This window comes from Lentzea kentuckyensis, from assembly GCF_002150765.1.
Taxonomy (GTDB): domain Bacteria; phylum Actinomycetota; class Actinomycetes; order Mycobacteriales; family Pseudonocardiaceae; genus Lentzea; species Lentzea kentuckyensis.
Map to the genome: position 1 here is coordinate 1 of NZ_MUYM01000066.1, position 22,581 is coordinate 22,581.

14 protein-coding genes are annotated in these 22,581 nt (G+C 68.9%); 9 read left to right on the forward strand and 5 right to left on the reverse strand.

Annotated features, from left to right (window positions below):
- Window positions 1-134: 134 nt before the first annotated feature.
- Window positions 135-2,021 (forward strand): sensor histidine kinase, encoded by a 1,887-nt coding sequence (locus B0F77_RS29135; RefSeq protein WP_086666200.1) that lies wholly within the window; start codon window positions 135-137, stop codon window positions 2,019-2,021.
- The gene (locus B0F77_RS29140) at window positions 2,018-2,653 is read left to right on the forward strand and encodes a response regulator transcription factor (RefSeq protein ID WP_086666201.1); all 636 of its coding nucleotides are present in this window, start codon (window positions 2,018-2,020) and stop codon (window positions 2,651-2,653) included. Before B0F77_RS29135 ends, B0F77_RS29140 begins: the two co-directional genes overlap by 4 nt.
- On the opposite strand, the gene B0F77_RS29145 is transcribed toward B0F77_RS29140, so the two are convergent.
- The 4 genes from B0F77_RS29145 to B0F77_RS29160 form a co-directional block, all read right to left on the reverse strand.
- The gene (locus tag B0F77_RS29145; RefSeq protein WP_158102853.1) at window positions 2,642-3,154 is read right to left on the reverse strand and encodes a COG4315 family predicted lipoprotein; all 513 of its coding nucleotides are present in this window, start codon (window positions 3,152-3,154) and stop codon (window positions 2,642-2,644) included. The genes B0F77_RS29140 and B0F77_RS29145 overlap by 12 nt on opposite strands.
- A 34-nt stretch (window positions 3,155-3,188) precedes the next feature.
- Window positions 3,189-4,604 carry a hypothetical protein gene (locus tag B0F77_RS29150; RefSeq protein ID WP_086666203.1) on the reverse strand — a complete coding sequence of 472 codons (1,416 nt, stop codon included), beginning with the start codon at window positions 4,602-4,604 and terminating at the stop codon, window positions 3,189-3,191.
- Between the two features lie 161 nt (window positions 4,605-4,765).
- Window positions 4,766-5,383, reverse strand: a complete 618-nt coding sequence (locus B0F77_RS29155; protein WP_086666204.1) for a TetR/AcrR family transcriptional regulator — start codon at window positions 5,381-5,383, stop codon at window positions 4,766-4,768.
- Window positions 5,384-5,474: 91 nt separating this feature from the next.
- On the reverse strand, window positions 5,475-6,059 hold the full coding sequence (locus B0F77_RS29160) for a D-alanyl-D-alanine carboxypeptidase family protein (protein WP_211294103.1): 585 nt from the start codon (window positions 6,057-6,059) through the stop codon (window positions 5,475-5,477).
- 243 nt (window positions 6,060-6,302) lie between these two features.
- Between B0F77_RS29160 and B0F77_RS29165 the strand changes: the two genes are divergently transcribed.
- The 3 genes from B0F77_RS29165 to B0F77_RS29175 all read left to right on the forward strand — a co-directional run bounded on the left by B0F77_RS29165 (window position 6,303) and on the right by B0F77_RS29175 (window position 9,131).
- A complete protein-coding gene (locus B0F77_RS29165; RefSeq protein ID WP_086666205.1) occupies window positions 6,303-6,704 on the forward strand; it encodes an SSI family serine proteinase inhibitor in 402 nt (133 codons plus the stop codon).
- A 120-nt stretch (window positions 6,705-6,824) separates the two neighbouring features.
- Window positions 6,825-7,922: a calcium:cation antiporter gene (locus tag B0F77_RS29170; RefSeq protein WP_086666224.1), complete on the forward strand. Its 1,098-nt coding sequence runs from the start codon at window positions 6,825-6,827 to the stop codon at window positions 7,920-7,922.
- Between the two features lie 78 nt (window positions 7,923-8,000).
- Window positions 8,001-9,131 carry a lipase family protein gene (locus tag B0F77_RS29175; protein ID WP_086666206.1) on the forward strand — a complete coding sequence of 377 codons (1,131 nt, stop codon included), beginning with the start codon at window positions 8,001-8,003 and terminating at the stop codon, window positions 9,129-9,131.
- Here the strand turns inward: B0F77_RS29175 and B0F77_RS29180 are convergent.
- Entirely contained in the window at window positions 9,121-9,513 is a 393-nt protein-coding gene (locus B0F77_RS29180; protein WP_143466954.1) for a hypothetical protein, read from the reverse strand. The genes B0F77_RS29175 and B0F77_RS29180 overlap by 11 nt on opposite strands.
- 57 nt (window positions 9,514-9,570) lie before the next feature.
- Between B0F77_RS29180 and B0F77_RS29185 the strand changes: the two genes are divergently transcribed.
- The 4 genes from B0F77_RS29185 (at window position 9,571) to B0F77_RS29200 (ending at window position 22,578) form a co-directional block, all read left to right on the forward strand.
- Window positions 9,571-10,110: a TetR/AcrR family transcriptional regulator gene (locus tag B0F77_RS29185; RefSeq protein WP_086666208.1), complete on the forward strand. Its 540-nt coding sequence runs from the start codon at window positions 9,571-9,573 to the stop codon at window positions 10,108-10,110.
- A 7-nt stretch (window positions 10,111-10,117) separates the two neighbouring features.
- Window positions 10,118-11,059: a D-2-hydroxyacid dehydrogenase family protein gene (locus B0F77_RS29190; RefSeq protein WP_086666209.1), complete on the forward strand. Its 942-nt coding sequence runs from the start codon at window positions 10,118-10,120 to the stop codon at window positions 11,057-11,059.
- Between the two features lie 175 nt (window positions 11,060-11,234).
- On the forward strand, window positions 11,235-21,650 hold the full coding sequence (locus tag B0F77_RS29195) for a calcium-binding protein (protein WP_086666210.1): 10,416 nt from the start codon (window positions 11,235-11,237) through the stop codon (window positions 21,648-21,650).
- Between the two features lie 67 nt (window positions 21,651-21,717).
- A complete protein-coding gene (locus tag B0F77_RS29200) occupies window positions 21,718-22,578 on the forward strand; it encodes an NmrA/HSCARG family protein (protein WP_086666211.1) in 861 nt (286 codons plus the stop codon).
- Window positions 22,579-22,581: the final 3 nt, after the last annotated feature.

The window sequence follows — 22,581 nt, forward strand, 5'->3', positions numbered from 1 at the left end:
CGTCTGCAAGTACCACCAACGCACTGGCTGGTGGTACTTGCAGACGCCTTTACCGCGAGGGCGGGTGGTTTCCCGGGACGTGCCGGGATCGTGATCCCGGGACATCGGGCGCCCGGCGGCCCACACTTACCGCCATGACGGTCGGCCGCCTGCTCGCGTCCGGTCTCGGCTCGCTGGTGGTGGCCGAGACCGTGGCCGCTGTCGTCGTCGTGTGGCGGCTGGGCTGGACGTGGCAGCGGGCGCTGGACGCGTTCGTCGTCACGAACTCCGCGATGGCGCTGACGTTCGCGATTTGCGGGGCCGTTCTCGCCTGGCATCGGCCGCGCAACCCGATCGGCTGGCTGTTCCTCGCCGACGGGCTGGGGCACGCCACCACGGCGCTCGGCGTGTCGTTCGACGATCGGGTGGTCGCGACGATCGCGGCGTACGCGTGGCCGTGGTCGATCGGGTTGTTCCTGCCGTTGGCGTTGTTGCTGTTCCCGGACGGTCGGCTGCCGTCACGGCGGTGGCGCGCGGTGGCGGTCGCGGTCGTGGTGACGGCGCCGTTGTTCGTGGTCGAGGTGGCGGCGGATCCGGCGGGGCCTGGATATCTGACGTTGCCCGGGTATGCGGATCTCGGGGCGTTGTGGGTCGTGTCGGAGATGCGGACGCTCGCGGCGCTGGTGGCGGGGGTCGTCGCGCTGGCCGTGCGGTACCGGCGGGGCGAGGACTCGGTGCTGTGGTTGCTGCTGGCGGCGTCGGTGGCGGCGATGTTCGTGGTGCCGTGGTCGTTCGTCGCGGGCACGCCGGTGTTCGTGTTGCTCGCCATTCCGTTGATCCCGATCGCGGTGACCATCGCGATCGTGCGGCACCAGCTGCTGGACATCCGGCTGGTGGTGTCGCGGGTGCTGGCGTGGTTGCTGCTGTCCGCGGTGGTGCTGGCCTGCTACGGCGCGCTGGTCGCGGTCCTGGACCGGTTCGTGTCCGCTCAGCTCGGGCGTTCGGTGGTGGCCACCGTGGTGGTCGCGTTGCTGGTCGCGCCGGTGTTGCCGCGGCTGCAACGTCTGGTGGACCGGGCGCTGTACGGCGATCGCGGTGATCCGGCGCGGGTGGTCTCGCGGGTGAGCGAACACCTTGCGGGGGCTGGGCTGGAGGGAGTGGTTCAGGCGGTGCGAGGAGCGTTGCGTGTGCCGCATGTCGCGCTGATGGCGGCTGACCTGCCGTTAGCGAGTGACGGCGCGCGGCCGGAGAACGTTGTTGTCGTGCCGTTGGAGTACGACGGTGAAGTGGTGGGGGAACTGCACGTGGGTGTGCGCAGCGGTGAGAGTTCGCTTGGTGCTGCTGATCGCAACGTTCTGAGCCTTGTGGCGGCGCCTCTGGCTGTGGCCGTGCATGCGACGTTGTTGTCGTCGCAGCTGCAGGCGTCACGCGAACGGCTTGTCACCGCACGCGAAGAGGAACGCCGACGTCTCCGACGCGACCTGCACGACGGTTTGGGCCCCACGCTGACCGGCGTGGCACTGAGTGCCGACGCCGCCACGAACCTCCTGGCCACCGACCCGGACCGCACGCGCGCATTGATCACCGGGGTGAGCGCGGACGTGCGGACGGCGATCACCGAGGTGCGCCGGCTCGTGGAGGACCTGCGCCCGCCGGCCCTGGACGAACTCGGCCTGCTCGGCGCCCTCCGCCAACGCGCCGAACACCTCGTGCGCACGCCTCTGCAGCTGCGGCTGGACGTTCCCGACACGGTCGCGTCGCTGTCCGCCGCCGTCGAGGTCGCCGTCTACCGCATCGCGACCGAGGCGCTGACCAACGTGGTCCGGCACGCCAGGGCGTCGTCCGTGGTGGTTCGGCTCAGGTGCGCCGAGGAACTCGAGGTCGAGGTCACCGACGACGGTCCGCCGAACGGGCCGTGGCGTCCGGGCGTCGGGATGCAGGCGATGCGGGAGCGGGCGGCCGAACTCGGCGGCGTGTTCGAGGCGGGACCGACCGTGCTCGGTGGCAGGGTGTGGGCACGTCTGCCGGTGGAGGCGCCATGATCCGCGTAGTGATCGCGGACGACCATCCGATCGTCCGCGAGGGCATGAGCGCGTTGCTGACCTCGTTGGAGGGCTTCGTCGTCGTGGGCGTCGCCGCGACCGGACGGGAGGCCGTCCGCGAGGTCGTCACCACCCGTCCCGACGTCGCGGTGCTCGACCTGCAGATGCCCGACCTCGACGGCATCGCCGCGACCAAGGAGATCACCCGCGCGGCACCGGACGTGGCGGTCCTGGTGCTCACGATGTTCTCCGACGACGACTCGGTGTTCGCGGCCATGCGCGCGGGCGCCCGCGGCTACCTGGTCAAGGGCGCCGAGCAGGACGAGATCGCCAGGGCCATCCGCGCGGTGGCCGCCGGCGAGGCGATCTTCGGGCCGGCCGTCGCGCGCCGCGTGCTCGGGTTCCTGACCGGACCGCCCGCCCAGGACGTGCCGTTCCCCGAACTCACCGCGCGCGAACGGCAGATCCTCGACCTGCTCGCCGCCGGCCTGCCCAACGGCGCCATCGCCGCCAAGCTGGGCGTGGCGGTCAAGACGGTGGCCAACAACGTGTCCGCCATCTTCACCAAACTCCAGGTGGCGGACCGGGCGGCCGCGATCATCCGCGCCCGCGACGCCGGACTAGGGCGTTGAAGCTTTGCTGCCGTTCGGCGCGATGGCGAACCAACGGCCGTCTTGCCCGTGTCCTGCCGTGTCGCCCGCCTGCTCGTCGTCGACGTACCGGTAGACCGGGTGACCGGCGATGGTGACCTGCTCCAGGCCGTCCGGGCGCTTCACCGTGCCGAGCAAGGCCTTGTCGAGGCCGGGAGCCTCGATGTTGCCGCCCGCGGCGAGCAGTGGCGGCCACACCAGCGTGCACTCAGGCTCGACGCAGGTCGACTTGGGCGGGTTCGTGCTGTCCTGGGTGTTGAGGTAGAGCGTGTAGTGCTCGCGGTCGGCCACGACGGCACCGACCGCGGGCGACTGTTCCACCTGCAGTTTCGCGATGTCACCCGGCAGCACCGGGGTCGGGCCGGCGACGGGACCGGCCGCGGCCTCCAGTTCCTCCAGGGTGGCGGTCTCGTCGGCCTCCTCGGACGGCGAGGAGCAGGCACCGAGGGCCAGGATCAGGGCGAAAACGGCGAATCGGCTCACGTTCAGGGACTACGGACGGCGGGCCCGGCACGGTTCACCAGAGGAAGATCAGCCGCAGGAAGTGGACGAACAGGAACAGCCCCGGCACCAGCAGCAGCACCTTGCCGTAGATCGCGAGCAGGTGGCTGTTGGTCCGCGGACCCATCGCCCGTTTGCGCGCACCGATCGACGCGAGCGCCTGCTGCATCGCGCGGGCCACGTAGAACACCGGCGACCCTGTCTTGTGCTTCTCGCCGGGAAACGGCCCCACCGGCTGCACGACCGGAGTCCAGTCGGTGCCGAAGACGACCACGGCGGACGTCCACAGTCCCGGCATCGGGTAGGCCTTGTCGATCCTGGCGGGGATCGGCAGGTGCGCGTCGAGCCGTTCGGCGAGATCGGGCCGGTCGCCGGGGATCAGCAGGAGCAGCTTGCCCGGCGGCTGGGTGGCGCGCGCCTGGTCGACCTCCCACCACACCCCTTCGCCGTCACCGAGCCGCAGCACGATCAGCTGGGACATCTCCATCAACCGCAGCACCTGAGGCTGCCAGTCGTGCAGGGGCAGGTAGAACCGCGCCGCGCCGAGGTGGGGCAGCGGCTCGCCCGGCCGGCCCACCGCGACGACGGGACCGAACGCGCCGAGCGCACCCATGAGGTGCTCCTCGCGCGAGTGGATGCTGAGCATCCCGGCCGACAGCGCGCCGGGCAGTTCGTCGATCACCGCCGCCTGCGGATCGTCGTCGAAGCCGCGCAGGTACAGCACGGGCTTGCGCCAGTCGGCCCGCAACGCCTGCGCCGCACTCCGCACCGCCCGCGGACGTGAGTACTTCAGCACGAAGTACGAGATCGGCAACGCCACGACCCCGCCCACGAGGAAGACTCCCCTTGCCGCCCAAGGAAGTTCGTTGGCCCGGGTCGCCGCCACCACGGCGATGAACCCGGCCACCAGCAACGTGTACCCGATCCCGCTGATGAGCAGGAAGACCGGACGGCGCCAGAGCGGCCGCGGCGGCACGTACTGCAGGACCAGTTCGACGACCTCGGCGTTGGCCTGGCGCCGCCGGTGCCGCAGGGCGAGTGCGGCGGCGAGGAGGATCGTGCCGGCGATCAGCCACGGCCACGCGCGATCCCAGGCCTCGGCGGATCGTTCGTCGAGCTCCCGCTGGTCCTCCTCGATCTTGGGCCCCAGGTCGTCGAGGTAGCGGCGGGCGAAGTCGAGGTCGCCGAACTCGGCGCCGTCGGCGGCGAGCGAGATCGAGGCGCTGGAACTGCTGCTGGCCGGTGTGTGCGCCCTGAACCAGTGCGCGACCTCGCGGGCACCCGCCGCGTCGCCGCGGTCGAGGGCGGCGGCGAAGGCGGCGGCCTGAGCGGGCGCGTCGTGGAAGGCGTTGCTCTCCCTCGTTTCCTGGCCCGCCGTGATGGCCAGGACCAACGCCACGTAACCGACCACGGCCGCTACCGCCGTGACCACCCTGTTCAGTGTCCGCACGCCGCGATCTGAACACGGCGTGGGGGCCGGGCGGGGCCGGTTCGCGTCAAGATCGCCCGAACCGAGCAGCCACGTGTGCCATGAACGGCGCTTTCGTGGACCTCAGGTCCACGAAAGCGCCGTTCATGGCACACCCGTCGGGGCTACGGCCTGGTGATCGCGGCCAGCATCAGGTCTCGGATCTCCGCCGCGATCTCGTCCACCGCGAGCGGCGGCTCGTGCGCCTGCCATTCCCGCAGCAGCCCGGTGATCGCCCCCACCAGCGCGATCGCCGTCAACCGGTACGACCGCTGCGGCGCCACTCCCGCGGCCGCCGCGCGCAGCGCCTCGGCCTCGATGAACTCCGCCCAGGTGTTCACCCAGCGCACGTGTTGCTGCTCGATCTCCGCGTTCACCCCGACGGCCTCGACGTAGTTGAGGCGCGGTGCGCGCGGGTCGGCGGTCACGCTGCGCACGAACACGTCCAGCAGCGTCGTGATCCGGACGGCCACGTCGGCGGTCTCCAGTTGGGCGAGCGTGGTGCGGACCTCGGTGAACGCCGTGGCGTTGATCAGGTCGTGCAGCTCGCGGAGCAGCTCCTCCTTGGAGGCGAACTCCTCGTAGAAGTTGCGGGTGGAGACACCGGCCTCGGTGCACAGCTCGGAGATCCTGGTGGCGGCGAAACCGGTGCTGGTGAACAGCGCCAGGCCCGCGCGCAGCAGCCGGGCGCGGCGTTCGGCCTTGCGCTGCTCTGGCGAGATGCCGCCGTAGGCACGGGCCACCGGGGGTGCTCCAATCTGGTAACTCGGGTTGTCAGATTACGTCGGCGCAACCTCGCGCGCACCCCAGGCGTCTAGACCTTTGCACGAGGACTCAGCTGCCGGTCGCGCTCTTCTCCAGCGCGGGGCAGCCGCTCGGGTAGGCGGCGTTGTACTCGAAATGCCACTGCTCGTTTTCGTAACGGCGGCACCAGCCGAAGGTGCTGCCGTTTTTCTCGACCCATTGTGCCGATTCGATCGGCTGAATGTCGATCGCAAGTCCGATCACGTGCATTGAGCGGTCCGGCGGGTTCAGCACATACCGCGACGCGAGTTCTTCGGTGCCGAACTTCTTGACGGCGTCGTCGAACTCCTTCCGTTGTTGCTGGCGGCTCCGCTTGCCGTCGTTCAGGCAGAGCTGAACGCCCTGCTCAGAGGCCTTGGCGCGGAGCTTCTTCCAGGCCTGCAGCACGTCCGGGCGTAAGCCGTCCGGAGCCTCGTCGAGGTAGCGGGCGTCGATGGCGCACTTCGGTCCGTCCGGCGGTCCCGGCACTTCTTCGAGAATGGCGAGCGGCTTTCCCGGATGACGGTCGAACACGAGCGTCAATCTGCCCAGGTAACCCAGCGCGCCGCCGGTGGAAACCACGAGTGTGACGATCAGCAGCACGCCGAACACGACGCGTCTGGAGGTCTTGGACATGAATCGGATAATACGTTGGTCCGCAACTGCTTCGGTCAGCAACCTGTAACAGTCCGTCGGCAGCTGTGTCCGGGGAACGTGGCGCGCACCACATCCATTTGGCCCAATCACGCTTTCGGCGGAGTCGGTGAATGTGATCGGTGAACGTTTCCTGGCCCCTTTCGCGGCGACGAAACATGATGGCAACATCTGCGTCGGCCGAGAACCGGCCCGTTTTTGTGAGGTCTCAGGAGGACCGCTTTCATGTCCGGCCGCATTACCGTGTTCGTTGCTCTGTTCGTGTCGCTTTTCGCCTTCGCGGGCACTGCTCAAGCCGCTCCAGCCGCGCCGGCCGTCCATCGGGACACCGCGCTCGTACTGACCGTCCAGTACTCGGACATCGAGGACAACGCCGTCAAGGCAACCGTCCTGACCTGCGAACGAGGTGACAGCCACCCGCGCAGGGCCCTCGCCTGCGCGACGCTGGCGGCCACCGGTACCGACCTGCGGGCCATGCGTTCCGACGACCGCGCCTGCACGTTCATCTACGCGCCGGTCGAGGTGTCCATGTTCGGCTTCTGGCGAGGTGTGCCCGTGAACGAGGTGCACACCTACCCGAACTCGTGCGTCATGCTGGCGCACACCGGTGCCGTGTTCGATTTCTAGGCACCGGCTATTAATGTGGAGCGGGGCGCGGCAGGGGCGCTCCGCTCCACATTTTAATCGTCGTCAAATGGGTGTTGCGCCGAATGGCGGCAGGACTGGCCCTTGTGCGAGGGTGTGATCATGGCCGCCACTTCGCGTTTCCCCCTGCTGTCCTGGACGACCATCGCCCCCGCGCTCGGCGTGTTGCTGCTGATCCTGGCCTGGGGACGGGAGCTCGCTCCCGTGCTCGTGGCGCTGGTGGCGGTCGTGCTCGGCGCGACCGTGCTCGCCGCCGTGCACCACGCGGAGGTCGTGGCGTTGCGGGTGGGGGAGCCGTTCGGATCACTGGTTCTCGCGGTCGCGGTGACGGTCATCGAGGTGGCCCTGATCGTCACGCTGATGGTGTCCGGCGGCCCCGAGGCGGCCACGCTCGCCCGCGACACGGTGTTCGCCGCGGTCATGATCACGACGAACGGCATCGTCGGCATCGCCCTGTTGCTCGGCGCCCTCAAGCACGGCACCACGCTGTTCAACGCGGAGGGCAGCGGCGGCGCGCTGGCCACGGTGATCACGCTCGCCACCCTCACGCTGGTGCTGCCGACGTTCACCACCACCACGCCCGGCCCCGAGTTCTCCGGCCCGCAGCTCGCGTTCGCCGCCCTCGCTTCCCTTGGCCTGTACGGGATGTTCGTCTTCACCCAGACCGTCCGCCACCGCGACTTCTTCCTGCCCGTCGACGAGGACGGCGTGATCGAGACCGACGAGCACGCCGAGGCGCCGTCCGGGAAGGCCACGCTCGCGTCGCTCGGTCTGCTGCTGGTCGCGCTGGTCGCCGTGGTCGGGCTCGCGAAGATCGAGTCACCCGCGATCGAGGCGGGAGTACGGGCCGCCGGCTTCCCGCAGTCGTTCGTCGGAGTCGTGATCGCCCTGCTGGTGCTGCTGCCCGAGACGATCGCCGCCGCGCGCGCCGCGTTGCGCGACCGCATCCAGACCAGCCTCAACCTCGGTTACGGCTCGGCGATCGCCAGCATCGGGCTCACGATCCCGACCATCGCGCTCGCCACCGTGTGGCTGGACGGCCCGCTGGCGCTCGGCCTCGGGCCGACGCAGATGATCCTGCTGCTGCTCACGGTCCTGGTCAGCGTGCTGACGGTGGTGCCGGGCCGCGCGACGAGGCTTCAGGGCGGCGTGCACCTCGTGCTGCTGGCCGCGTTCCTGTTCCTCGCGGTGAATCCATAAAGCCGTTCGGGCTATTGCTCACTTACGACGTTCGGCCCTAAATTGCGGTAACGCCGGTTACCACAAAGGGGTCCAACGATGCAGCTCCGAGCCGTGCTCGCCGCCGTTCTGCTCTTATTCTCCCTGGTCACACCCGCTGCGGCGGTCGCACCGGGCGAGCTCGTCAGCAGCCAGGAGGTGGCGTGGCATCCGGAACCGCTCCGGCTGCTGCCCGCTCCGGTGAAGGCCTACGACATCCGCTACCGCTCGACGTCCGCGACGGGCACCGGCAACGTCGTGTCCGGCATGGTCCTGGTCTCGCCGCTGCCGTGGAACAACGGCCCGCGCCCGATCGTCGCGTACGCGATGGGCACGCAGGGCATGGGCGACCAGTGCGCGCCGTCGCGGCAGCTGCAGAACGGCACCGAGGTCGAGATCGCGTTCCTCGCGCAGGCGATGTTCAACGGCTGGGCGGTCGCCGTCACCGACTACGAAGGCCTTGGCACGCCAGGGGATCACACCTACGCGGTGGCTCGGTCGGAAGGCCGCGCGCTGCTGGACGTGGCACGGGCGGCGAGCAGCATCCCCGGCTTGGCGGCGGACGCCCCGGTCGGCGTTTTCGGTTACTCGCAGGGCGGTCAGGCCGCGTCGGCCGCCGCTGAACAGTGGAAGTCCTACGCGCCTTCGCTGAACGTCGTCGGTGTCGCCGCGGGTGGAGTGCCGGCCGACCTGAACGCGGTCGCGAAGTTCAACGACGGCAACGCCGGTTCGGGGCTGGTGTTCGCGGCGGCCGCGGGGTACGCCGCCGCCTATCCCGAGTTGCCGTTGTCGTCGGTGCTCAACGCCCGTGGCCAGCAGGTGATCGAACAGATCCGCAACTCGTGTGTCGCCGAAATCGCTTTGGTGGCACCGTTCACGCGACTGAACTCGCTGACCACGCAGCCCGACGTCATCCTGGACCCGTTGTGGCAGAAGAGGTTGACGGAGAACACGCTCGGCTCGGTCAAGCCGGCCACGCCCGTGTACCTCTACCACGGCACGCTCGACGAGCTGATTCCGTTCAGCGTCGGGCAGAAGCTGCGCACGCAGTGGTGCTCGCTCGGGGCCGACGTGCAGTGGACCGCGCTGCCGCTGCTTGGCCATGTCGCAGCGGTCAGCGCATGGGGCAGCAACGCGCTGAACTGGCTCGGCGACCGCTTCGCGGGCAAGGCCACGCGTCCTAACTGCTGATGATCGCGGCGGCGAGAGCCGGGAACCAGGCCACTGGCGCAATCCACGCGTGAGCCAGTGGCAGTGGCCTTTTCAACAGGGACACCACCGCCCGGAAGTAGACGATGCCCTTCGCGTCGGGATTGCGCTTGCGCCAGCCCCTCACCAGCATCGTGTCGCCCAACGTGTTGTGCAGGGTCAGCACGGCGAAACCGATCCACGCCAGCAGCGCCGAACCCGCTGCCATGAAGGCGATCCATAGGGCGAGCCCGACCACGGCCGTGGCGAAGTGGTACCAGGCGAGCAATGGCACCCGTCTTCGTGCCCGGAGCACACGCGCCAGCAGCACCAGCCCGACCACGATGTTGACCACCCACGCCACCAGGGCAATTGTTGCTGTCATGGATTGACGGTACTACGATCGTAGTGCCTTGTCACTACGTTTATAGTGGATCCCGTGATGTCGAACCGGGACCGCGCCCTCGCCGCCGCGGTCGAGCTGCTGGGCACCGAAGGCCTGCGGGGTCTCACCCACGCTCGCGTGGACGACCGCGCCGACCTGCCGAAGGGCTCCACGTCGAACTACTTCCGCAGCCGAGCAGCCCTGCTCGACGGTGTCGTGGGGTGGATGGTGCGCAGTGAGACTCCCCGGATCGAGGCCACGTTCAAGCCCGCCACGGCAGAAGACCTCATCGACCAGCTGTGCGCGCTCTACGGGTTCATGACCGGCCCGAACGCCGTCATGGTCAAGGCGCGGATGGTGCTGTGGGTGGAAGCCGCGACCAATCCGCAGGTGCGGCAGGCGTTGCTGCGAGGCCGGGCCTCGATGGCCGCGATGCTGATCCCGGCACTGGCAGGCCTTGGCGTGCGCGATCCGCTGGCCGTCTCGGACACGCTCGGGGCCTGCGTGCAGGGCCTGTTCCTGCAGCAGTTCGCCCGCGACGAGGCGATCGACCCCCGGCCGTTGCTGGAGATCATCGTTCGAGGCGCTCTGACATGATCGGTCCATGAGGTGCGTGGTGCTGGACGACTACCAGGGCGTTGCTCTCGCCAACGCCGACTGGTCAGGCCTCGACGTGACCACGTTGCGGGAACACCTCGACGACCCGGCTGAAGCCCTGGCCGAGGCCGAGTGCGTCGTGATCATGCGCGAACGCACGCCGTTCACCGCGTCCTTGTTCGCCCGCCTGCCCAACCTCCGGCTGCTGATCACCAGTGGCATGCGCAACGCCTCGATCGACCTGGCGGCGGCGCGCGAACACGGCGTCACGGTCTGCGGCACCGGCAGCGCGAAGACTCCGCCGACTGAGCTGACCTGGGCGTTGATCCTGGGCCTGGCGAGGCACATCGCGGTCGAGAACGCGGCCTTCCACAACGGCGGCCCGTGGCAGAGCACGGTCGGCGTCGACCTCGCCGGTGCCACCCTCGGCCTGGTCGGCTTCGGGCACCTCGGCAAGGCGGTCGGCCGCGTCGGCAAGGCGTTCGGCATGGACGTCGTCGCCTGGAGCCAGAACCTGACCGCCGACCGCACCGAGGCCGAGGGCGTACGCCTCGCGTCCTCCCTGCCCGAACTGCTCGGGCAGTCCGACTTCGCGTCCGTCCACCTCGTGCTGAGCGACCGGACCCGAGGCCTCCTCGACGCCGCCGCGCTGGCGTGCCTCAAGCCGTCCGCGTTCCTGATCAACACCTCGCGCGCCGCCATCGTCGACCAGGGGGCCCTGCTGGACGTGTTGCGGGACAACCGGATCGCCGGCGCGGGCCTGGACGTCTTCGAGACCGAACCGCTGCCGCTCGGCGACGAGCTCAGGGCGTTGCCGAACGTCCTCGCCACCCCGCACCTCGGCTATGTCACGCAGACCAATTACCGGACGTACTTCCGAGAGGCCGTCGAGGACATCCACGCGTTCATCCAGGGCACGCCGGTTCGGGAGCTGACCCACTCCCAGTAGGTGTCTGGTCGGCTGAACGGGTGAATCGCCACCCCCGCTGGATCCACGGGTAACGCCTCCTTCTGGATGGACGACTACCCGTTGGCGGCACAAGTGTGCCCTGCGTCACTCCATATTGGACAACTGACCTGGCAGCGAGGCGTCGGGGCCACGCCGTCAAGAGGGCGGGTCGGCCATGCGGTATTCGCGGAGCAGCAGGCGGGCGGTAGCGGCGGTCACCAGCGGTGCGCTGGCGTTGCTCGGACTCGTCGTGGTCAGTCCACCGGCGGTGGCCCAGGCCCCGGACGTGCAGAAGATCCTGGCGGGGATCAGCGCGTTCGGTGACTTCTCGAAACAGCTCGCGACCGTCGGCAAGCTGGGGGAGGCGCTGCCGTTCCTCGGCGTCAGCCCCGGCGCGGCACTCGGCTTCGGCGATCTCGTCGCCAAGACGGTGCACGACCCGATGAAGGACAAGCAGAACTTCCCCGACCTGGCGGGCACCTACCAGCTCGGTGACAACCGGCCGGGCACGCTGACCGTGCAGACGAGTGACACCAACGGCATCAAGCGCGTCGACGCCACCCTGCACGTCACGACGGTCGCGGACAAACAGCCGATCAGCGTCGCCGACCCGTCGGTCAGCTTCACGACGTCTGGCGCCGTGGACGTGACGTTCACGCTCGACGCCAGGTTCCACTTCGCCTATCAGGAGTCGACCGACTCGTTCTGGCTGGTCAAGGACGGCGACTCGCCGAAGTTCACGGTGGGCGCCAAGGGTGAGCTCGACCCCGACGCCGTGCCGAACGCCGGCTTCGGCATCCTCGGCGTCGATCTCGACAAGGGCGCCAGCCACGTCACCGTCGAAGCGAACATCACCGCGTCCGCCGACGACCCCAACGGCGACGGCAGGCTCACCGAGATCACCGAGCCCGGTGCCGCCGCCGGCCTGTTCCACATCGGACTCGGCAACCCGGCCGGCAAGGTCGACGCCAGCCTCAAGTTCACCTCGCAGCCGCTCGCCGGCGCGAACGTCGGCGGCCTCACCGGCACGATCGGCGTGCAGTGGCCGGACATCGCGAGCGGCACGCCGTCGATCAGCGTCAACGGTCCTGATCTGGCCCAGCTGAACAGGTTCACCACGCTCAGCCCGCGCGACCTGCTCGAGGGCCTGAGCCACCTGGTCAACTCGATCGACGCGGTGCAGCGCGCCCAGTGGGGCTCGACGGCCGACCCGGTCGGCAACGTGAACCTGCCGTTCATGCGCGGCACGGTCGCCGACGCGGTCAAGGCGGGCAGTGCGCTCGCGACGTTCGTCGACGCCAATGTCTTCAAGCCGGAAGAGGACAAGGCCAAGGCCGGGCTGCCGAAGTTCGCCTCGGTCCAGGACCTGTTCGACAAGCTCAACCACGCGCCGATCGCGGTGTCCGGGGTGAACTACCGCGACGACGTGAAGAAGCTCGAGTTCACGCTGACGATGAAGCAGGACGCACCGGCCGACGGCCAGAAGCTGGACGTCGTGGCCGAGCTGACCTCCGGGCAGGGCAACGACGTCAGCTACACCGACACCACGCTCAAGCACGTCAACAAGCCCGAGAACAAGCAGTGGGGCATCGACGCGTTCAAGGGGCGCATCGTGTCCGCCGGCACCTCCCAGGGCGTCGTCAAGAGCAACACCAAGGATGAGATCACGCTCGAAGAAGGCGGCTGGCAAGGCGGGAAGCCCGCGAACGGTGCCGCGTACAAGGTGAACGCGCCGGACCCGATGACCGGCCAGGTCACGTTCGGCGACACCTTCGCGAGCAAGGGCCTCAAGGGCGCCAACGCGTTGAACGCCACCGCGACCGTGAAGCCGTCCTACGAGGCCAAGGCCACGCTGGTGCTGGACCTGCGCGACCCGATCAAGGGTGACGCGTGCAAGCCGCTCGACCCCGACGCCGCGGCCACCGGCTGCCCGTTCGCGGACAAGAACCCCGACGGCACCACGACCCTGGTCTCCAGCCTGCCGCGCACGCCGGACCGGTTCCTGTTGCGCACCGGCGGCCAGTTGCTCAGGGCCAGCGCCGCGATCGACACGAGCGTCGACGTCAACGGCAGCGTCGGCTACCTCAAGGTGCACCTGTCCGGCGACCTGCACATGTCCACGAAGGACGGCTCGACCGACATGCTGTCGATCAGCCTGAAGAAGGTCGGTGACGCCGACGGCGACCTGCCGCTGTCGCAGATCTTCGCCAAGGTCGTCGACACCCCCGAGACCCCCGCTCTGGAACCGGAGAACCTGCTCGACGTCGCGGTCGGCGCCAAGGGCACGGCCACGGTGAAGCTCGACGTCCCCGGCATCACCGACTTCTTCGGCGGCCCGGTCGAGGTCGGCGTCACCATGCCGGACATCACCGACCCGGCAAACGTCCAGTTCACCGGCCTCGACGCGCTCGACAAGGCCAAGGCGTTCGACTTCGACCCGAACAGCCCGCGGGCGATGTTCGGCCAGATCATCAAGTCGCTGCAGGTGCTCAACGGCTCGCTGCAGGCCGTCGACGGTGACGGCAAGGTCAAGACGGCGATGACCACACCGCTGCCGGTCGTCGGCAAGTCGCTGTCCGAGCTGCTCGGCACCGCCGACGCGGGCACCGGCAAGTACGACAACGCGAACATCAACGGCGTGAACGTCGGCTACATCCGCGACGACACGAGGACCGGCGACAAGGCGTTCGGTGCCGACCTGAAGGGCCGGGCCGTGCTGGTCGGCACGCAGGTCGTGGTCGTCGCGGCGGCCGATCCGGCGAACAACCGCGTGCTGCTCACCGCACCGTGGGGCGCGAAGCCCGCGGACGGCACCGGGTACGCGTTCCGCAGTCCGCTGGAGGACGCGGTCGACCGGCTGACCGCGGCGCCGCCGGACTACCTCCAGGACCTCGTCGCCCAGCTGAACGCCGCGCTGCCCACCGGCAGCGGGATCTCGTTCGCCTACCAGGTCGTCGACTCCAAGCCGTCGATCGTGCTCAAGGTCGACATGAAGCGGAAGGTCGCGACGTCCCAGCCGGTCCGCTTCTCGTTCATCGACGACAAGGGCACCGCGCGGTCGTTGGTCGGCGCCGAGGGCGAGGCCACCGCCGACCTCGCGCTGACCGGTGCCACCAAGATCGGGTTCGTGCTGCCGCTGGAGGCCGGCGACGGACCGGCCGACGCCGGCGGGCTCAAGGTGCTGCCGGACTCCACAGTGGACATCACCGCGCACGGCGGCATCTCCGGTGTGGTGAAGTCCTCGGTCGGGCCGCTCTCGATCGCGTTGGGCAACCCCAAGGGTCCGGAGAAGGCCGTCGCGAACGCGCACTACAACGCACACCTCGGCTTCTCCGGCCAGAACCCGGTGTCGTTGAGCGACTTCGTCAAGGGTGTGCAGCTGACGCTCAACGGCGACAACCAGCCGGTGACGTGCCAGGGCGACTCGGCGCAGGCAGACCTCGCGCTGTGCGCGGTCATGCCGGTGTTCGTCAGCTCCGACAACACCAACTGGACCAAGCTGTCCAGCCCCGGCGAGTCGTTCGTCGTCCGGTTGCCGCGGCAGGTGAGCGACCTCGACCAGGCCTTCTCGTTCAGCCCGGACCTGCCGGGCGGCGTCAAGCGGTTCGAGATGCCGACGGACATCGGGCAGAAGATCCTCGACGCGCTGCTGGACTTCTCGCAGTTCGGCGACGGCATCGAGAAGTACCTGGCGATGATCGAACGCGCGCTGCGCACGGCCGCGTTCGACGGCAAGCTGCCGCTGGTCGGCGACGACATCCAGCAGGGAGCCGACAAGTTCGGCCAGCTGCGCACGAAGATCCAGGAGGCGATGACCCACCTGCCGGGCGGCGGCCGGGTGAACAACACCGGCGAGCTGCAGACGTGGGTCAACGACCACCTCAAGAACGCGGTGGGCAGTGCCGTCACGGTCGGCTTCACCTGTGACGCGACGCTTCTGCCCGCGACCAACGCCAAGGTCACGACCCAGGGCACGGCCGGGACGAAGAAGTACGTCTACGGCGTGGTCGCGACCGCGCAGAACCAGGACGCGCCACCCGCCGTCGCTGAGGTGACCACTGGCGCGGATCCGTTGACCGGCACCAACTTCAACCGGATCACCTGGACGAAGTCGCAGTACGCCACCGGCTACAAGATCATCCGCAAGACCGACCCGAACACGAACAACTGGGTCGTGATCAAGGGTGACGTCGCCGGTGACCAGATCCAGTTCGACGACAAGAACACGCCCAACGGCGCCGCCTACCAACCCGCCGCGTCGAACCCTAAGCTGACGGACTGCCCGGCAGCGGCGTCGCTGGCGGACATCACCGGTGCCACGTTCGCGTTCGACGTGTGCGACGGTGACGTCTTCAGCAACAACGACTGCGACAAGGAAACTCTGGCGCTGGAGAGCCCGCTCGACATCGGCATCCCCGGCCTGTCGCTGAAGGCGGCCGCGGGCGCGCCGAAGATGAAGGCCGCGCTCGCCTACCACCTGCACGTCAAGGTCGGCGTCGACAAGAAGAGCGGCTTCTTCGTGGCGACGAAGGACGGCGCCAACCCGGAGCTCGGCGTCAAGCTGAGCTTCACGTTGCCCGACGCGATGAAGGCACGCCTGGCGTTCCTGGACGTGGACCTGAAGCAGCACGCGGGCGGCGCGACCGACCTGTTCGCCGGCATGTTCGTGGTGGACCTGCACCAGAAGGGCCAGGCGGCGTGCTACGAGAACTGCGGTCCAGCCGATCCCGCCGAGCGCATCACACTGGCTGATCTCGCGGACGTCGGCCAGGTGACCGACGTGTCGTTGAAGGCCAAGGTCGGCATCGACTGGGACTTCGACGTTTCCGCCGGTCCGCTGCCCGGCATCAACGGCTGGTTCCACCTGAAGTGGGAGTGGAGCACGTTCGCCAAGCCCGGCGCCGGTACGCCGGAGATCGCGTTCAACAACGTCCAGCTCAACGCGGGCAAGTTCCTCGGCGAGGTGCTCAAACCGATCGTCGAGAAGATCGCGCTGTTCACCAAGCCGATCCAGCCGATCATCGACCAGCTCTACGCGCCGATCCCGGTGCTCTCGGACCTCTCGCGGGCGGTCGGCGGTGGTGACGTCAACCTGGTCACGATCGCCAAGGAGTTCTCGACCATCGCGGGCGGACCTGACCTGGAGTTCGTGGACAAGGTCCTGCGCGCGATCCAGTTGATCGGCAAGATCACCCAGAACGGCGGGGCGATCGACATCGGCAGCTTCGCGGTGTTGGGAGACAAGGCGAAGACGACGACGAACTCGCCGGACAACGCCGCCTCGCTGATCGACCCGAACAAGATCAACCTCTCGCCGGGTGACCTGGCGTCGAAGATCGACGCCTCGGCCGGTGGCGCGAAGATCGTGTCCGACGGCGAGGAGGGCAACAAGGCCGGCTTCTCGTTCCCGATCCTGAAGGAGCCCGCGAAGCTGTTCGGCCTGATCATGGGCCAGGACGTGGACCTGATCCGGTTCGACTCGGGACCGCTGCGCCTCGGCTTCTCCTACAGCCAGTCGTTCGGCCCGGTGTACGCGCCGCCGCCGGTGCTGGTGACGATCTCCGGCAGCGCGTCGGTCGAGGCGCGGTTCCGGGCGGGCTTCGACACCTACGGGCTGCGCAAGGCGATCGAGTCGGGCAAGCCCGCGTCCATTCTGGACTCGATCTACCTGGTGACCCAGGACGACTCCGGCAAGCCGCTGCCCGTCGTGACGTTCCGCGGTGAACTGGCCGCGGGCGCCGCGGTGAGCGTGGTGCTGATCGAGGTCGGCATCAAGGGCGGGGTCGCGCTGACGATCAACCTCACCTGGGCCGACCCGAACAACGACGGCAAGTTCCGGTTCTTCGAGTTCTCCAAGGTGGCGCTGAACAACCCGATGTGTCTGTTCAACATGGACGGACGCCTGAGCCTGTTCCTCAAGGTGTACATCACGCTCGGGTTCTCGATCTTCAGCGTCTCGTTCGACTTCACGCTGGCCGACATCACGTTGCTCGACTTCTCGGTGAAACCGAACTGCGAGCCGAAACCACCGGTGCTCGGCCATGTGCCGAAGGACAGCACGACACTGGTGCTGCACGTCGGCGACGAGACCAAGAACCGCGGCGACGACCTGTGGAAGTCGCACTCCGACGAGGAGAAGTGGACGGTCACGCAGATCGTCAAGGACGGCGGCGGGTTCGGCGGGTTCGTCGTGAACGCCCTGGGCTACCGCCAGGAGTTCCCTGACCCGAACCTGACCAAGGTGGTCGGCAACGCGACCGGCGACACCGGGAAACGGATCTTCGTCTTCCAGGGTGACGGCGACAAGAGCGGTGCCAAGGACGACGCCAAGGCCGAGGCCAAGCCGTTCGACAAGGACGTCGAGATCACCGGTGGTTCGGGTGACGACGCGTTCAAGACCGGTCTCGGCAAGTCAGTCGTGAACGGTGGGCCCGGCAAGGACCAGATCACGACCGGTGACCTCGCCGCTGCCTTCGGTGGCAAGGGCAACGCCGTCGTGGACGGCGGTGCGGACGACGACACGATCACCGTCGGCGGTGCGGACGACGTCGTCTCCGGTGGTTCCGGCAAGGACCGGATCGCGGCCGGGCTCGGCAAGAACCGGATCGACGGCGGCGCCGACGACGACAACATCGGCATCGCCTCGGACAGCCCGCTCGCGGCGAGCAACCCCGGCAAGCCGGAGTACGTCGCGCAGGCCAACGTGATCATCGGCGGGACCGGCAGCGACCGGATCTCCGGTGGTTCCGGCAACGACACCATCTACACCGGCACGGAGAGCGTGACCGAGGTCGACGATCCCGGTTCCGCCGACATGGGCTTCAACGGCGACAACGCGAAGGACGCGATCAACGTCGTGGACACCGGCACGGGTTCGGACACCGTGCACGGCAGTCAGGGCGTGGACTTCGTGACCGGTCACTCGTCGAAGGAGCAGGTCGACGACTTCCGTGGTGGTGGCAACAACGACGTGCTGACGGGTGGCTACGGCAAGGACAAGGTGTTCGGCGGCCCGCAGAACGACTACGTCATCGCGGAACCGTCCGACGTGGGCGACCAGGTGGGTTCCGGTGTGTTCGGCCCGATTCGGGACGTCAAGCACCGCGTGCTGCCCGCCGGCGTCACGCCGTCGTCGAAGCTGCTGGTCGGCGGGTACGGCAACGACCACGTCATCGGTGGCGACGGCGGTGCGGACATCTTCGGCGACAAGCACGACAACCCGTGCACGCCGCCGAGCAACGACCCCGTGTCCAAGGCGCCCGCCGAGCCGCTGGACGACCAGGACGGTCGCGACCTGATCACCGGTGGCACCGGTGTGGAGATCGTCGCCGCCGGTGGTGCCGCGGACAACGTGGACGCCAAGTCCGGGGCCGACCGGCTGTGTGGCCAGCTCGGTGATGACGTGCTGGCCGGCGGCAACGACGACGACGTCGTGTACGGCGGTGGCGGCAAGGACGTTGCCTACGGCGACGCGGGTGTCGACAACGTCTACGGCAATGACGACGACGACACGTTGTACGGCGGTGCGCAGGACGACGTCATCGAGGGCAACAACGGTGTGGACCGTGCGTTCGGTGGCGCGGGCAACGACCGTGTCATCGGTGGCACGCGCAAGGCCGGTGAGCCGGACGTCGGCGACTTCCTCTACGGCGACTCGGGCAACGACATCGTCATCGGTGACAACGGCGTGGACGGACCGTTCGACCTCGACGGCGCGAACGCCGGCGCTGGTGGTGCGGACTTCGTCTTCGGCGGCGAGGACGAGGACCGCGCGTTCGGCGGTCTCGCGCACGACGAGGTGTTCGGTGGCCCGAAGGACGACTACCTGGAGGGCAACAACGCCGACGACGTCGTGCACGGTGACGGTGGCGAGGACCAGATCGTCGGCGGCAGCTCCGAGGTGGCGTCCGGTTCCGGTCGTCCGGACGCGGGCGACAGCCTGTTCGGCGACTCGGGTCCCGACCTGATCGCCGGTGACAACGCAGTGCTGTCCCTTGTGGACGGTTCGCAGGCCACCCAGGTCACGCTCGGACGTGGCTTCGCCAAGGCGCACAAGGTCGAGCTGCTCGACCTCGGTTACACGCCCGCTGCGGGCACGTCCGGCGGCGACAAGATCAGCGGCGGTGACGACTCCGACGTGATCTACGGTCAGGGTGACGAGGACACCATCACCGGTGACGGCTCGGACGACTACGCCGAGGGTGGCCCGGCGCGCGACCGGATCGACGGCAACGACGGCCAGGACGACCTGGTCGGCGGCTCGTCGACCGAGGACTCACCGGGCGTGGGCCAGCCCGACGCCGGTGACGTCATCCACGGCAACGGTGCGCAGGACGTCGTGCTCGGCGACAACGGCCGGCTCGTGCGTGGCGGGACGTTGAGCCGCGTCACGCAGGAACGCGGCATGACCGGACGCGCGATCTTCCTGTACGACCTCGGTCTCACCCCGCACGCCGGCTCGTCCGGCCCGGACGAGGTCGACGGCGACGACGCCAACGACGTGATCATCGGTCAGGCCGGTCCCGACCGGTTGAAGGGCAACGGTTCCGACGACTACGTCGAGGGCTCGCAGGGCGTCGACTGGGTCGAGGGCGACGACGGCGACGACGATCTCGTCGGCGGCAGCAGCACCTCGTTGTCCGGCAACGGTGACACGACCGTCGGTCAGCTGGACGGCGCGGACGCGATGTTCGGCGGACCGGGCAACGACGTCGGCATCGGCGACAACGGCGTCGTGCTGCGCCCGGCCCAGGGGGAGACCCCGACGCGGGCCACGGTCCGGCTCTCGTCGGCCGGCGGAAACCCTGCCGCACAACGAATCGTGCAGCGCTACGACCTGCAGGCGGGCCCGGCCGACCGCTTCGGCGACGACCGGATGTCCGGTGGTTCCGGCGTGGACGTGCTGTGGGGCCAGGACGGCGGGGACTTCCTCGCCGGCGACGGCAACGCCGACTACCTGGAGGGCAACGGCGGCGGCGACGTGCTGCGCGGTGACCGAGGGCTCGGCTCCGCGTCGTCCGAGACGACGGTCGTGCCGCTCGCGGATCCCGGCTGGCCCGGTTCGTCGAGCGGTCCCGCTCAACTGGTCGGCGACGCACCGGACGGTCAGGACGACATGATCGGCGGCAGCACCATCCAGGGCTTCCGCGATGGTGGCGACGCGTTCGAGGGCAACGGCGAGGACGACGTCCAGCTCGGCGACAACGGTTCCCTGAAGCGCACGCTGCAGGGCCAGCCGGGGTCGATGTCCGAGCAGGTCTACGTCGAGCGCTACAAGTCCGGTGCCGTTCCTGGTAATGCCACGGTGTCGCGGGTTGCCGACATCGGTCCGTCAACGCGGTTCTGCACCACGGCGCAGGCCACGTGTGAGGTTCTCGGTGCGTTCGGCAACGACACGATGTTCGGTGACGACGGCAACGACGGCATGTGGGGTCAGGACGGCGATGACACCATGCACGGCCAGAACGGCGATGACGACATGTACGGCGAACTCGGCGACGACGTGATGTTCGGCGGCGACGGCGAGGACGCGATGCTCGGCGACCGCGGTGGCGTGGTCAACGAGTACATGAACGCCAACGACGTGGCCGCCCGCAGCTTCACGGCGAGCCTGAGCTCGGTGCCGCAGGAGTCGTACACGGGCTTCCGTGCCGATGCCTACGACCGCAGGGTGGACCTGTTGCACGACGTCAACGGCGACCAGTTCGTCGGCGGCGCGACCGCACCGGCCATGCCGCACAACGGCATCGCGGAGGGCGGCGACGACCGCATGCGCGGCGGTCAGGGCAACGACAACATCCACGCCGGCTTCGGCGACGACCTGGTCAACGCCGACAGCGGCGGCGACCAGACGTTCGGCGGCGACGGCGCGGACGTCCTGTGGGGCGGCAAGGGCTGCGACCAGGTGGTCAACGCCCAGACGCCGGACTGTTTGGTGAACGGCGTGTTCGACGCGTCTTCGCGCGGCACGAACGACAGGTTCGTCGACCACACCTTCGGTGGCGTCGGCGGCACTTCCCAGGCGTCGCAGCAGGGCGCTCTGGGGTCGGACGTGCTCGACTTCAACCCGCGCGGCACCTACCCCGGCAGCTGCGCGCCGGGCCGGTGGCCGGTGACCTTGGGCGACGGCGCGATCGACCCGTGCCTGTGGTTCGAGATGACCGAGAAGACCAACGACAACCCCGCCGTTCCCGCGACGCTGGCCGACAACCAGCACCACGACGGCACGGACTGGATCTACGGCGGCTGGGACCGCGACGTGCTCCAGGCCGACCGCGCGCAGAACGGCCCGAACCCCGGTGACCGCCTGATCGACTGGGCCGGCGCGTACAACCTGTACACGCACTGCCCCGCGTCCTACGGTGGTTACAACGACATCCGTCAGCGCAGCCCCGGGATGGAGACGTTCCTGCAGAAGCTGGCGTGGGGCTCCGGCGCGGGTCAGACGGTGGGCGACACGACCACGAGCGGTACCTCCGCGTTCCGTGAACTGGCGCTGGTGTACCCGGCGGACAACAACGCCCACGGCATCGGCCCCGCCTATCCCACGACACCGGGCCACTTCGACTCGCCGGTGTCCTGCACGGACTGAACCAGAGCGCCCGGAGCCGCTGTAGCGACTCCGGGCGCTTCGGCGACGTACAGCCAGGAGGTCCACCATGGACGACACCAGACTGGTCGCGGTCACCGGTGCGACCGGACGGCAGGGCGGCGCGGTCGCCCGGCACCTGCTCGCGACCGGCTGGCGGGTCCGAGCGCTGACCCGAGATCCCTCGTCACCGGCTTCCGCCCGGCTCGCCGAGGCGGGCGCCGAGGTGGTGCGGGCGGACATGGCGGACCCGGACACGTTGCGTCCTGCCTTCGCCGGGGCTGATGGCGTGTTCAGCGTCCAGAACCCGATGATCAGCGGCGTGGACGAGGAGGTCGGTCAGGGACGCGCGGTCGGTGACGCCGCGGCCTCGGCGGGCGTGCGGCACCTGGTGTACGCCTCGGCGGGGCCGGGGGTGCCGGACACCGGTGTGCGGCAGTGGGACAACAAGCTGGTGGTGCGGGAACACCTGGAGTCGCTCGGCCTGCCGTTGACCGTCCTGCGCCCGACGGCGTTCATGGAACTGATGACGGACAAGGACTTCTACCCGGCGGTGTCGATGTGGCACCTGATGCCGAAGCTGATTGGCGACGACCGCCCGCTGCCGTGGTTGTGCGCCGATGACGTAGGTGCCGTGGCGGCGAAGGTGTTCGCCGACCCGACCCGGTTCGCCGGCGTGGAACTCGCGCTCGGCGCGGATGTTCGGACCATCGGCGAGTGCCGTGAGCTCTGGCGTTCGACGTACGGACGCGCACCACGCGGCTTCCCGATGCCGCAGTGGCTGTTCCACCGCTTCGTGGGCGACGACCTGACCAGGATGTGGCGCTGGCTGCGCACGCATCCCGTGCCGCTCGACCTCGCCCCGACCAGGGCGATCGTGCCGGCCGTGCGGACCGTGCGCGAGTGGCTGGTGCAGCGAACCTACCCGTAGTAA